The following is a 12447-nucleotide window of genomic DNA, read 5'->3' as shown; positions in this document are numbered from 1 at the left end:
GTTATTGTTTTGTGGATAACCTAAGCATAATATAATTCTGCTGTGGATAAAATTTATATTGGGAGGCATATGTTTTGGAGCGGTTTTGGGTTCTGTACTATCGATGACAGCCTTTCTGCTTACAGAGAACCTTATATATTTTTTGAGGAAAAGATAAAAAAACGTCAAGCATTATAAGACAATGCTTGACGCTTTATACTTTTATAAAAATTACTTAAACCTTCCACCTACATATTTTCTCTTCAAGAAGATCTATTGAAATAAATAGGACAAAGCCTAAAATACTCAAAACTACAATTCCCGCATACATTCCTATATAATCGATTCTGGTCCATGCGTCCAGAATATAATAACCTATACCATACTGGGTTCCATAGCCTTCACTGAAAAACAATATGGAAAGAGCAGTTCCTATGGATAGTCTTAAGGTTGTAAGCAAGTCCGGTAAAATAGCAGGTACAGTTATATGGGTGAACACCTGAAGGCTTGAAGCTCCAAGACTTCTTAAAGGGTCATAGAGCACAGGGGGAATGTTAAGTACAGCATCCCTTACCGCCACAGTAATTTGAAAAACTAATATCAAAACCAATAAAGTGACTTTTGAAATATCTCCTAAGCCAGACAGGAGCATTATTATTGGCAGCAGTGCAGTTTTTGGTATTGGGTATGTGAAGTAAACCAAAGGATTTAAAAGCCTACTCCAAAGCTTTGAATAGGCCATCAGTAGCCCTACAGATACACCAAGAACCAGAGAAATGCCAACTCCTGCCGCCACTCTACCTAAACTGACCAGAACGTGGATATAAAGTTTTTCACCATATAGATTATTTAGGTTAAGATATATCTCAGTAGGCTTAGGCAGCACCCGAAGGTCAACTACTACAGCCAGCAGGTACCATAAGAGATTGAACATTATAAAGCCTTGAACAAAAACCTTCAATTTTTTCATTACCATCATATCTTCCATCCTTTTTTTATAATACTTCTAATGTAGGAAGACAACTGAAGAAATTCCTCGTTTTCTCTTAAATTTTCAGTATTGAAGAGCGGATTATCAATTAACTTAACTATACGGCCGGGGCAATGGGACATAATTACAATCTTTTTTCCCATGTAGAGGGCTTCTTCAATACTGTGGGTTACAAATATAGTAGTAATTTTATATTGGTTCCATAGATCGATGAAAAGTTCCTGTGCTTCTTCCCGGGTAAGTGAATCCAAGGCAGAAAAAGGCTCGTCCATTAGCAGCAAATCAGGATTCATGATGAAGGCCCTGGCTATGGAAACTCTTTGCTTTTGGCCTCCGCTTAGTTCATTAGGGTACCTGTTTTTTAAGGATGCAATGTCCAGCTTGTTAAGTATATGGGTAATTCTCTCCATTACTGAAGAGTCAACTGCCTTGCTCTTTATCCTTAGTGAAAGCAGATAATTCTTTTCAACGGTTTTCCATGGAAGAAGTCCAAAGTTCTGTGGTATAAAGCCAATATTATGTTGTTTTGGATTTAAAGGTTCCTTATTTAAGCACACTTCACCTTGGAAATCTTTAATAATACCGCTTAACACATGAAGTAATGTGGATTTGCCGCAGCCGGAGGGACCTATGACAGCATAAATTTCTCCTGCTGCAACATTCATGCTTATTGGTCCCAAGGCATTTATAATGTTCTTTCCGGAATTATAAGTAACAGCAAGACTGTTTATCTCAAGCATAGCACCCTCCATGATATTATTTAACACCTATATCACTGAGCATATCCGCAGGTGTCAGTGTCTTTGTTATAAGTCCGTTGCTTGTAACCCAATCTATAGCTGACTTCACTTCAGCCTCTGAAGGAAGGGCATTTTTTCTGAATTCAGGCAAAGTGATTTTGCCTTTCATATCATCAGGAAAGCCAACAGTCCTTATTATGGTGTCCTCATACTCAGAAATGGGATTGCTATTTATATAATCTACTGCCTTATTATAAGCCCTATAAAAAGCTTTAATTTCATCACCCTTACCATCTATGGCCTTCTGTGTAAAAGCAGTTATGGAAGGATATCCTGCAAGAGTGCTGGCATTTCCTAAAAGAATACCACCATCATTTATTGCTAGACTGGAGAAGGGTTCAGGAAGCAGTGCTGCAGCAACATTATTATTTCTTAACATCTCAAGTCTAGTGGGCATAGCCGGTACGGCAGCTTTACTAACATCCTCAGGCTTCATTGAGTTATTTTCCAATATTTTGTCCAGAGTATATTCTATGGCAGTTTTTTCTGATATAGCTACACTTTTACCCTTAAGGTCTGCCACGGATTTTACCCCTGAATCAGCACCGGCAACCAGCATGAAGTCACCATCTGTAATTCCCGTTATCTTAGCATCAAAATCTGCATTTTGATACAGGCATATAGCCACTTCATCCCCAATTATTCCATCAAGGCTGCCGGCTTGAAAGGCAGCATCTCTGTCCTTGGCACTTTTAAAGGTCTGAAGATTAAATTCAAGACCTTCATCCTTAAAATAGCCTTTTTCTTCGGCTATTATCATTGGTACTACATCAATAGAACTCATTGCTCCAAAATTTAAGGCTTGTTTTGATGAACCTTCTGTTTTTGTTGATGCTGAGCAAGCTGTTATAGCTAAGGTAAAAATTGAAGCTCCAATTATTGCAAATACTTTTTTAAATCTTAACATTTCTTAATCTCCCCATTTTTTAAAAAGTGTATTTTCTATAGATATAGAATCTAAAATCTTTCCTATAACAAAGTTAACCAGATCCTCCATGGTGGCAGGCTTATGATAAAATCCCGGCATAGCAGGAAGGATTGTTACTCCAAGCTTAGATAACTTTAACATATTTTCAAGATGTATTGCGTTAAAAGGCGTTTCCCGAGGAACAATGATGAGACGCCTATTTTCTTTTAATGCCACATCTGCAGCCCTGCACAAAAGATTTTTGGCCAAGCCACTGCTGATTTCTGCAAGTGTTCCCATGGAGCAAGGCAGTACGATCATAGAATCGAATTTGAAAGACCCGCTGGCAACATTAGAAAACAGATTGTTAATATCCTCTAAGTGAATATTATTTGAGCATTTTCTTAAATTCTCTATCCACTCATCTATTGCTATGCCTGTTTCAAACTCCATAACCTTTTTTCCGGTTTCTGTACAAATTATATAGAGGTCTACGTCGTTTTTTAAAAGTTCTTCAATTAATCTTACGGCATATATACTTCCGCTGGCACCGGTTATTCCTATAACTATTTTTTTCATATGTAGTCACCTCTTTTTATATTATAGCGTCAATAACTCCACAAATTAGAAACAAGATACTTACAAGCTGATTTATACTGTAAGAGGCAATTCTCACATTTGATAAGTTATCCGGTGAAACTATCTTATGCTCCATCACAAATAGAATTGATATAACTGTAATTCCTATGTAATAGATCATACCAAGTTCACTGCTTAAAACCCCAACAATTATTAAGCAAACTAAAGCTACTGCATGAAAGGAGGCAGCTATGCGCATGGCATTTTTCACTCCAAACCTGGCTGGTATAGAGTGAATTCCATTGGCAGTATCAAAGGCATAATCCTGTGAACCGTAAATTATATCAAAACCGGCCACCCAAAGAGTATTGGCTGCTCCCATAAAAAGCGGCAGCCAGGAAATTTGTCCGGTAACAGCTAGCCAAGCTCCTACCGGTGCGGCTGCAGAGGTAACCCCTAAAACTAAATGGCATGCCCAGGTAAAGCGCTTTGTATAGGAGTATATGATCATGAGAAAAAGGGCTATGGGAGAAAGCAGGAGGCATAGGGTGTTTAACATAGCAGCTGCTATGACCATTATTAAAAAGCATGCAGCCGAAAAAACTATAACCTCCTTTTTCTTAAGAAGCCCCTGTGGAATCTGTCTTACTGCAGTTCTGGGATTCTTACTGTCTATTTCGGCATCAATAACCCTATTTATTGCATTTGCTCCCGTTCTGGCACCCATGAAGGCTATTAATATCCATAGGATTGTACGTGGAGCAGGCAAGCCTCCGCTTGCCAAAAGCATAGAGATAACCGCAAAGGATAAAGAAAAAATAGTATGAGAGAACATCACCAGGATGCCGTAATCACGGATCTTATTAATAGCCTTATTCAATATCATACTCTTTCCATCTCCTTGTGACCTTCTCTTTGATATTTTCTGTCATTTCGATGTCATCGGGCCATTCTCGGTCATGGCCTTCACTAGGCCATTTCTTGGTGGCATCTATACCCATTCTGTAACCGTAGTGAGGTAGGTTGGAAGCATGATCAAGAGCATCCAGTGGACCTTCTGATATAACCACGTCCCTCTTAGCATCAATGTTATTGAAAACCTTCCAGGCTACAGTAGATATATCCTGAGGTGATATATTTTCATCAACCACTATTATCATCTTGGTATACATCATCTGGCCCATACCCCATAGAGAGTTCATTATTTTCTTTGCATGGCCAGGAAAACGCTTTTTAATGGATACAATAACACAGTTATGAAAAACTCCTTCAAGAGGGAAGTTGATATCAACTATTTCAGGATGCATCATCTTAAGTAAAGGAAGGAATATTCTCTCCGTAGCCTTACCCATGTAGCAGTCCTCCATGGGCGGTTTACCAACTATAGTAGCGGGATAAACCGGGTGTTTCTTATGAGTCATACAGGTTACATGAAAAACAGGGTAATAATCAGCAAGGGAATAGTAGCCTGTATGATCGCCAAAGGGGCCTTCCAATCTTAAATCTTCATTTACATCTACATAACCTTCGATAATAAATTCCGCATCAGCAGGTACATAGAGATCGTTGGTAATAGACTTTACAAGCTTTACGGGAGCTTTTCTCAAAAAGCCTGCGAACATCATTTCATCTATCATCTTTGGAAGAGGTGCAGTGGCGGCATAGGTTATTGCAGGATCGCAGCCAAGAGCAACGGATACAGGCATTTTTCCACCCAACTTTTTATATTTCTCATATATTTCTCTTCCATCTTTATGTAAGTGCCAGTGCATACCGGTAGTATTCTTGTCATATACCTGCAGCCTATACATGCCCATATTTTGAATGTTGCTTTCCGGATCCTTTGTTATCACAAGGGGAAGGGTAATAAATCTTCCGGCATCACCGGGCCAGCATTTTAATATAGGTAATGTATTTAGGTCAGGGTCATGCTCTATGACTTCCTGACATGCTCCCTTAGTAGGTAGCTTTATAGGAAATACTGTGGCCATTCTCGCAAGCCTTGGCAAGGATTGAATTTTCTTCATGAGGCCCAGATAATTTGCCATATCTATAAATTCTTCAATGTCATTGCCGATATCATCCAATTTCTCAACTCCAAGAGCCATACTCATTCTTTCATAAGTACCCATAGCATTTATGAGCACCGGATATGGAGAACCTTTTACCTTTTCAAACAAGAGGGCAGGACCGTACTTCTTTGATACCCTATCTGTTATTTCAGTAATTTCTAGTTCTGCATCTACTTCTACAGATATTCTTTTCAATTGTCCTTTTTCATCCAGATGTTTAATAAAGGCCTGTAAATCTTTATAACTCATATAATCACTCTTCCTCCGTAAGAATATTTTTTAGAACTTTGTCTAGGGCTTCAACCATGGCGTCAATATCCTCCATATTGATGACAAGAGGAGGCTGGAAGGCGAGGACATCTCTGTTTAAGCCGTTTTTACCAATAAGGAATCCTAAGTTTTTCATTTCCTCCAAAATGTAGTCGGTGAGCTCTGCAGAGTTCATACCTTTAAGGTCAGACTGCAGCTGCATTCCTACCATTAGGCCAGTACCCCGTATTTCCTGTATAAAGGGTGATGACAACTGCTGTAATTTTTCTTTCAAGTACTTTCCGAGGCTTTCAGCCCTTTCAACCAAATTATTTTCTTCTATATATTTAAGTACGCTCAGTGCAGTTTGGGCAGCAACAGGATTACCACCAAAAGTAGAGGCGGAAGGCCTGTTGAAGGATTTTGCAATTTCATCGGTAGTGGAGAAGGTAGAAATCGGAATGCCGTTTCCCAAGGCTTTAGCTGTAACTATAATATCCGGTACAACTCCATAATGGTCTATACAGAACATTTTGCCGGTTCTTCCGTATCCGGTCTGGACCTCATCCACTATTAACAAGACATTATATTGCTCTAAAAGGGCTTTTACCTCTTTTATATAATTTAAAGGATACATGATGATTCCACCGTTACCTTGAATGGGCTCCAGAATCATTGCAGCTATGTTACGGCTGTGCTCTTCTAAAACTGCCTTTAACTGCTGAAGAGACTTTTCCATTGCTTCCTCATAGCCCATTTCTGGAGAGTAGGGCCTATCAATGAAAAAAATATTTTCCTTTATAAGATTATCGTCTAATCTCCACATTGGTATACCTGTAACACTTAAGGTTAAATGGGTTCTACCATGTAAGCCGCCATTTAAGGCAATAAAGCCTTCTCTTTTGGTATGCATTCTGGCCAAGGCCATAGCTCCTTCGTTTGCTTCTGAACCGGTTACGCAGAAAAATGTCCTCTTGATATCCCCCGGTAGTATTTCTGCAAGTTTTTCTGCAAGGTCCACCATGGGCTGGGTCAAATAAAGGGTAGTGGTGTGCTGAAGTTTGCTCAACTGCTCAATGGTATGTTGAACAATATCCGGATTTGCGTGGCCGCAGTTGATTACTGACACACCCCCATAGAAATCAACATATTTCTTATTATTGTGGTCATAGAGATATTGCATTGAGCCCATAACAATTTGTGGTGGGTTCTTATAAAAACATGAGGTAGCAGGGAAGAAGTATTCTCTCCTTTTTTCAAGTATGTTCTCAGGACCCATATAATTCATAATACAATTCAACTCCTTTACAATAAAGCTTTAAAAGATAGGGCGCCTAAAGTAAAGCCTGCTCTAGAGGATGTCATATTCTTAAATAAGTCCTTACATCTGGACTTGTCTTCCAAAGCGGATTTATAAACCTCTATTACGGATTTTAATTCTTCCAGGGTATAGGTTTGTCCTTCAATGCGTAAGTTTAGTGGAGTGTCAAAATTCAAAGCATCTAAAATTGGCAACAGACAAAATTCTTTGGCGGTAAATAGATGATTTTTTTCATATTGATCTATGTAAACCGGATTTTCACCCTTGTTGGTCATTAGTACCAGGATGCTATTATCTACATATTCATTGTCGCTGCTTTCAATAGGCTTCAAGGCTGTAGTGTTTTCATATAGGTTATGGTCTAAATACATAACTTTTAAAGGGCCGTGTGCGATCATTTCCAAAGGAGTTCCTGCTGCGGCTATAAACTTTGGCAGTTCGTGGCCTTTTATCTCTATGGATACCGTTGCTTCACTCAAACCTAGCTCTTTATACAGGTCTAGAGCTTTATGGTTATATATATTTAAATTGTAGTTTCCTATCAAATTATACTTCTTGCCATACTTTTTTATGGCACCTAGGTTTGAAACTAATAAACCATCATATAGATGTCCATATTTTCCTAGATAATGGTCGATTATATCAAACTGTAACTCATTCATCATTTGAGGCAGATCAAGATATATTTCTGTATTGCCCTTGGCGTTTACCAAATCCTGCAGCTGATCAGCAGTTATAAAGTCATCGGGAGCAAAAACCTCACATGGCAAGTAAATACGGTTTACGCCTTGTTCTATGCAAAGTTTAGCCTGTCTATAATTATTAACTTTTACTGATAATTTGTGCTTTGAAGGTGTTTTACTTGAATAATTACTCAGTTCAGTTTGAATTTGATTTATAATACTATCAGTTATGGCAGGCTCCTCTGTGGGGGTGGAAAACATCTTTCCGGTGGAATAGAACTTTCCTGTACCTTCATAACGGGTATTTATAAAATTCAATCCAGGCTTTGAAAAGGCATAGGCAGTAGTAAAGTCACGTTTGCGGCTTTCAAACAGGTCATTGGCCTGCTTTCTTCTATCAAAGCTCAATGGATTTTCAATATATCTATCAATGGCTTGTCCATAAATATTCACAAGGTTTACGATGAAATCTGTATCTCTCATTCGGCCTTCAATTTTAAAGGAAGTTATATTTGCTTCAATCAATTCGGGAATATGCTCATACATATACATATCCTTAGCTGCCATAGGATACTTTGTTGGATAAACTAAGCCGTCCTTCTTAATCAGATAGGGCCATCTGCAGGGCTTAAAGCATCTTCCCCGGTTTGAGCTGTTACCTAAAACAATTGAACTGTAATAGCAGTTGGCTCCATTTACAACACACATATCTCCATGAGTAAAGTACTCAGTTTCAATGTTTGTTTGACTTTGAAGATACTTTGCAGTCTTTAAATCCATTTCTCTGGATAATACTACTCTTGATACTCCAAGTTCCTTAAGTTTTTTCACAGACTCTATATTATGTACATTCATCATTACAGAAGAATGAAGCTCCAGGTTATTTAAATTTTGTTCCCTGCAAATCTTAAGAATTGCTAAATCTTGAACTATAATACCGTTAGCTCCAGAATCATTTAAAAAGTGAAGGTATTCGGTGGCTTCATCAAGCTCAGTCTCATTTAACATATTATTAACGGTGATATAAACTTTTTTATCAACATCATGAGCCATTTTTACAGCTTCTAGTATCTCTTCATTGGAAAAGTTATAGCCTTTTCTCATCATTCTCATATTCAATGATTTGCCGCCGAAGTAGATTGCGTCGCAGTTTGCTTTTACCATACTTCTAAAAGTCTCCATAGTACCTGCCGGAGCAAGTAACTCTATTTTTTTACCATTAAAAAATCTTGCCATTGGGTCCTCCTTTTTTATTCCATTGCTTGAAGTTTAACAACCAGGTCTATAAATGAATATTAACACAAACAATGTCATAATTAAATATAATAACTTTACCAATAAGCAAATAAAAACTGCTGACAAAAAGACTTTGCCAGCAGTTTCTGCTACTTATAATTTTTAGATATGTCATCCCAGTTAACTACATTCCACCAAGCATCGATGTAGTCACCGCGTTTATTTTGATACTTTAAATAATAAGCATGTTCCCAAACGTCAAGACCAAGAATAGGTGTAATGCCTTCCATTATAGGACTGTCTTGATTTGGGGTTGAAACTATCTTTAAGGCTCCATCCTTATCCTTTATAAGCCAAGCCCAGCCACTGCCAAAGCGGTTAAGAGCGGCTTCCTTAAAGGCTTTTTTGAAATCCTCAAAGGAGCCGAAGGTTTTATCTATATCTGACCTTAGCTTACCGGTTGGTGCTTTAGCCTTGTTCTTGCCCATAAAGTTCCAGAACAAGGAGTGATTATAGTGCCCACCGCCATTGTTTCTGACAGCTTCTCTTATATCTTGAGGTAATTTGTCTAAGTTCATTAACAGTTCTTCAACAGTTTTTGTCTTGAGTTCCGGATATTTGTTTACAGCTTCATTTAGCTTTGCTACGTAGGCGGCATGGTGACCGTCGTGATGAAGCTTCATGGTTTGAGTGTCTATGTAGGGCTCAAGGGCATCATAGCTGTAAGGTAAGTCCGGCAGCTTAAAGGGCCCATCCGCTTCTGCAGCCTTTACAGGAAAGGGGACAGCAACTGCTGCGGTCATTAGTAGAGTTAATAATAGTTTTGATAATTTTTTCATTTTGCATTCTCCTTTCGGGTTTTGATGTACTTATATAGTTATTCCGAAAGAAGGGTGATTTTATTCTAATAAACTTTATATGATGGTTTATATACCTTCCATAGATAAAGAAAATTTAACAAAATAATAAAGGTAACAATAATACCGCCCTCTGGTCCAAACTGTCCACCATTAATAAGACTGTTACTTCCAATTTCTAAACTGTACATAGATGAAGTGGTTTGTCCACTAACAAGAAAGCCGCATATATTACCTTGGAAGTAGTTCCAGGTTATATGATATCCAATTGCTAACCAAAGATTTTGAGATTTCAAAGTCATGTAAGCTGTAAGTAAACCAAATAAAAATAGATTTATGTAGCTAAAAAGACTCATACCAGGATTTAAGGAATGCATTGCAGAAAATATAAGTGAAGAGACAATGACAACTACATACTTATTACCGGTTTGTTTAAGAACAGTCATGCAATAGCCTCGGGCAAACATTTCTTCATTTATACCAACAAAAATGAAGAGAATAAGACCTGTTAATAAAGAAATATTGAAATTAGGTTTATTTAAAGGCGTTGTAAGGGTAATACATTTAGTTGCAAGTAGTATGAAAAAAACTATCAAAAGAGAAATAGCACCAAAAGCTAGTCCTATAATTAAATCCTTGTAGCCCTTTTTTAAGCTAATCATGCCAATGTCCCTTATTGGTTTCTTATCATATATCTTCCAGAACAGTACAACAAAGAATATTAAAAATAAGCACTGAAGTACATTGATGGTTAATCCCAATGTAGTACTAATATCAGATATTGAGTTGGTTAGATTGTTAACTAAGGTTGTTAATTCATTCTGGGGAACTCTTTTAAAAGCTACTTGATAGTTTGAATAAAGAAAAAATATTAAGAAAGTAATCATATTTACAGCAAAAAAGAAAGAAGCAAAAACGGAAGTGATTTTCCAACCTGAGCGTGTTTGAGAATTTTTGTTTATAAAAATACTTTTCATTATATAAACCTCCAGTGGTGTAGGAATTTTCCTAATAGTAATGATAAAAAATAGAAGCATGTGTATTAGTACTTGCTCCTATTTCTAAAAGGTATTATTAACTTACAGGTAATTTACCGGAAGCAACTAAATATGCTCCTAAAGCAGCGTTTACAATAGTTAATACAAGTGCTATGCTACTCATTATTATTCCAGCAGTAGCTTTTCCTTTACTTTCTGATTTTCGGCCTATTATTCCAAGGATAAGACCAATTATGCTAGTTGGCAATCCAAAGAGTGGAATAAGCCAAGTTATTAAGCTTATTATTCCAAGTATCATGGAAGCTAAAGCTTTACCGTTATGTTGTTTTTCGGTGATAATTGTTCTTGCATGTTATTTAACCCCTCTCATCTCGTTTTGCAAAAAGTTAACAATATTACATGAGATACTATAAAAGTGAAGTATTCCTAATTAGTATATGTATGGTTTTTGGAGATTAGTTACTATTATTAGGTTATTATTAAGACGAGCTATTGGAAGACTCTAATATATCTGTTTTTATCTTAGTGCGTAGAGAAAAATTCATTACACCTAACTAACATATAATTTGCTTTATTAAGCCATTATTATAATTTTATATAGATTGAGTATTTAAATTAATCAAAATATACAAAAATCACTATTCTTTATTTTCAATTGAAAAAATAGTCCATTAAAAGCCTGTGCAAAACAAAATCAGCCCTAATAAACTAATTTCATTTATAAGTGAGCAACAAGTAATTGTAGCACCAATTCCAATAAATATGCGTCTTTGTGTTCTTTTCAAGATAACCAAATCCTTTCTTCTACCAATTTCTAATAGTGAAATAACGCTAGAGTAACCAATAGCCCATATGACGATTCTAAAAAAGGAAATATCATTAATAAAAGAACAAATTGTTAAAGTAAGAGGTACTATAGTGTTATCAATGTATGGAAATTTAGTATTCTTAGTAATCATAGAAAGTCTCCTTATAAAAAGTTATATAATTAACAATGGATCTGATTGGACTTATTTCTTTAAGAAGGATAGAGAACAAACATCATAAATATCATAAATATCATAAGAACAACCATAGAAGAATCTAGGTTGTCCTTATTAATGTATAAAAAAACTTTATTTTAAGTACTGTGTAGCAGAGCCAACTACATAACCGCCAACAGCACCAGCAATAGCGCCACTAACAGCATAGCTTCCACCCATACTTGCTGCTCCTGCTAGAGCTCCAGCAGGACCTCCGATTGAAAAGCCTATAATTGCACCGGGAATAGCACCTTTAACAAAACCACCAACAGCTCCGCCGATAGCTCCCAAAGCGGTTGCCTTGAGAACTGCTCCAAAGTCCCATCCTCCATCAACTGCCATGAGTTCAGAATTGTCTAATATCATAAAGTTTCCATATGTCATATCTAAAGTATTCATTTTATGTAACCCCCCCCTATCACCATATTTGACCAATAATTGATTTAGTAGCTCCACCAATAGCTCCGCCAACTGCACATACTGCTCCAACTGTTACTGTTCCAACGATAGGAAGTACAACAGTACCACATCCAGATCCAGCTATCCCCATAGAGACAGCACCAATACCTGCACCAATGACAGCGCTTTTAGCAACGCTCCACCAATTAATTCCACCAAATGTATCAAAGTATTCACTTGTAGATAATTCAATAAAATTAATGTTTAAATCTAAGGTATAGTCCATTTTACACTAAATACCAAGTACTAGCTCCTATTTTCCTTTCATTTTGATTTGAAATATAAAGAACATGT

Annotated in this window: 14 protein-coding genes; all 14 read right to left on the bottom strand. The window is 37.0% G+C overall.

All coding sequences use genetic code 11. From position 1 onward, the window contains the following. Positions 1 to 214: 214 nt before the first annotated feature. Entirely contained in the window at positions 215 to 949 is a 735-nt protein-coding gene (locus FHY60_RS17245; RefSeq protein ID WP_243122177.1) for an ABC transporter permease, read from the bottom strand. Between the two features lie 5 nt (positions 950 to 954). Continuing rightward, the gene (locus FHY60_RS17240) at positions 955 to 1710 is read right to left on the bottom strand and encodes an ABC transporter ATP-binding protein (RefSeq protein ID WP_139906172.1); all 756 of its coding nucleotides are present in this window, start codon (positions 1708 to 1710) and stop codon (positions 955 to 957) included. A 16-nt stretch (positions 1711 to 1726) separates the two neighbouring features. Next, the gene (locus FHY60_RS17235) at positions 1727 to 2677 is read right to left on the bottom strand and encodes an ABC transporter substrate-binding protein (RefSeq protein ID WP_139906171.1); all 951 of its coding nucleotides are present in this window, start codon (positions 2675 to 2677) and stop codon (positions 1727 to 1729) included. A 3-nt stretch (positions 2678 to 2680) separates the two neighbouring features. Continuing rightward, positions 2681 to 3256, bottom strand: coding sequence for a UbiX family flavin prenyltransferase (locus FHY60_RS17230; RefSeq protein WP_139906170.1), 576 nt, complete (start codon positions 3254 to 3256; stop codon positions 2681 to 2683). A 16-nt stretch (positions 3257 to 3272) separates the two neighbouring features. Beyond that, on the bottom strand, positions 3273 to 4142 hold the full coding sequence (locus FHY60_RS17225) for a UbiA-like polyprenyltransferase (RefSeq protein WP_139906169.1): 870 nt from the start codon (positions 4140 to 4142) through the stop codon (positions 3273 to 3275). Then, positions 4129 to 5577 (bottom strand): menaquinone biosynthesis decarboxylase, encoded by a 1449-nt coding sequence (locus FHY60_RS17220; RefSeq protein WP_139906168.1) that lies wholly within the window; start codon positions 5575 to 5577, stop codon positions 4129 to 4131. Before FHY60_RS17220 ends, FHY60_RS17225 begins: the two co-directional genes overlap by 14 nt. Before the next feature lie 4 nt (positions 5578 to 5581). After that, on the bottom strand, positions 5582 to 6865 hold the full coding sequence (locus tag FHY60_RS17215; protein ID WP_180375439.1) for an aspartate aminotransferase family protein: 1284 nt from the start codon (positions 6863 to 6865) through the stop codon (positions 5582 to 5584). A gap of 17 nt (positions 6866 to 6882) precedes the next feature. Beyond that, positions 6883 to 8817, bottom strand: a complete 1935-nt coding sequence (locus FHY60_RS17210; RefSeq protein WP_139906167.1) for a U32 family peptidase — start codon at positions 8815 to 8817, stop codon at positions 6883 to 6885. A gap of 149 nt (positions 8818 to 8966) precedes the next feature. Continuing rightward, positions 8967 to 9656: a superoxide dismutase gene (locus tag FHY60_RS17205; protein WP_139906166.1), complete on the bottom strand. Its 690-nt coding sequence runs from the start codon at positions 9654 to 9656 to the stop codon at positions 8967 to 8969. Between the two features lie 65 nt (positions 9657 to 9721). Then, positions 9722 to 10651 (bottom strand): CPBP family intramembrane glutamic endopeptidase, encoded by a 930-nt coding sequence (locus FHY60_RS17200; RefSeq protein WP_243122176.1) that lies wholly within the window; start codon positions 10649 to 10651, stop codon positions 9722 to 9724. A 97-nt stretch (positions 10652 to 10748) separates the two neighbouring features. Further along, positions 10749 to 10970: a hypothetical protein gene (locus FHY60_RS17195; protein ID WP_139906165.1), complete on the bottom strand. Its 222-nt coding sequence runs from the start codon at positions 10968 to 10970 to the stop codon at positions 10749 to 10751. A 373-nt stretch (positions 10971 to 11343) separates the two neighbouring features. Continuing rightward, entirely contained in the window at positions 11344 to 11631 is a 288-nt protein-coding gene (locus tag FHY60_RS17190; protein ID WP_139906164.1) for a hypothetical protein, read from the bottom strand. A 156-nt stretch (positions 11632 to 11787) separates the two neighbouring features. Further along, on the bottom strand, positions 11788 to 12093 hold the full coding sequence (locus tag FHY60_RS17185) for a Blp family class II bacteriocin (RefSeq protein ID WP_139906163.1): 306 nt from the start codon (positions 12091 to 12093) through the stop codon (positions 11788 to 11790). A 19-nt stretch (positions 12094 to 12112) separates the two neighbouring features. Continuing rightward, on the bottom strand, positions 12113 to 12379 hold the full coding sequence (locus FHY60_RS17180; protein WP_139906162.1) for a hypothetical protein: 267 nt from the start codon (positions 12377 to 12379) through the stop codon (positions 12113 to 12115). Positions 12380 to 12447: the final 68 nt, after the last annotated feature.

Origin of the sequence: Clostridium thermarum (genome assembly GCF_006351925.1) — a bacterium.
GTDB classification, from domain to species: Bacteria; Bacillota; Clostridia; order Clostridiales; family Clostridiaceae; genus Clostridium_AU; species Clostridium_AU thermarum.
Note: the sequence above shows the minus strand (reverse complement) of the source record. Positions and strands in the feature narration are given on the sequence as shown.

What these genes read in the sequence shown, in the direction of transcription:
- FHY60_RS17180 (WP_139906162.1), bottom strand. Translation starts at nt 12,379, where the DNA reads ATGGACTATACCTTAGATTTAAACATTAATTTTATTGAATTATCTACA.
- FHY60_RS17245 (WP_243122177.1), bottom strand. Translation starts at nt 949, where the DNA reads ATGAAAAAATTGAAGGTTTTTGTTCAAGGCTTTATAATGTTCAATCTC.
- FHY60_RS17235 (WP_139906171.1), bottom strand. Translation starts at nt 2,677, where the DNA reads ATGTTAAGATTTAAAAAAGTATTTGCAATAATTGGAGCTTCAATTTTT.
- FHY60_RS17185 (WP_139906163.1), bottom strand. Translation starts at nt 12,093, where the DNA reads ATGAATACTTTAGATATGACATATGGAAACTTTATGATATTAGACAAT.
- FHY60_RS17200 (WP_243122176.1), bottom strand. Translation starts at nt 10,651, where the DNA reads ATGAAAAGTATTTTTATAAACAAAAATTCTCAAACACGCTCAGGTTGG.
- FHY60_RS17230 (WP_139906170.1), bottom strand. Translation starts at nt 3,256, where the DNA reads ATGAAAAAAATAGTTATAGGAATAACCGGTGCCAGCGGAAGTATATAT.
- FHY60_RS17240 (WP_139906172.1), bottom strand. Translation starts at nt 1,710, where the DNA reads ATGCTTGAGATAAACAGTCTTGCTGTTACTTATAATTCCGGAAAGAAC.
- FHY60_RS17195 (WP_139906165.1), bottom strand. Translation starts at nt 10,970, where the DNA reads ATGATACTTGGAATAATAAGCTTAATAACTTGGCTTATTCCACTCTTT.
- FHY60_RS17220 (WP_139906168.1), bottom strand. Translation starts at nt 5,577, where the DNA reads ATGAGTTATAAAGATTTACAGGCCTTTATTAAACATCTGGATGAAAAA.
- FHY60_RS17190 (WP_139906164.1), bottom strand. Translation starts at nt 11,631, where the DNA reads ATGATTACTAAGAATACTAAATTTCCATACATTGATAACACTATAGTA.
- FHY60_RS17225 (WP_139906169.1), bottom strand. Translation starts at nt 4,142, where the DNA reads ATGATATTGAATAAGGCTATTAATAAGATCCGTGATTACGGCATCCTG.
- FHY60_RS17215 (WP_180375439.1), bottom strand. Translation starts at nt 6,865, where the DNA reads ATGAATTATATGGGTCCTGAGAACATACTTGAAAAAAGGAGAGAATAC.
- FHY60_RS17205 (WP_139906166.1), bottom strand. Translation starts at nt 9,656, where the DNA reads ATGAAAAAATTATCAAAACTATTATTAACTCTACTAATGACCGCAGCA.
- FHY60_RS17210 (WP_139906167.1), bottom strand. Translation starts at nt 8,817, where the DNA reads ATGGCAAGATTTTTTAATGGTAAAAAAATAGAGTTACTTGCTCCGGCA.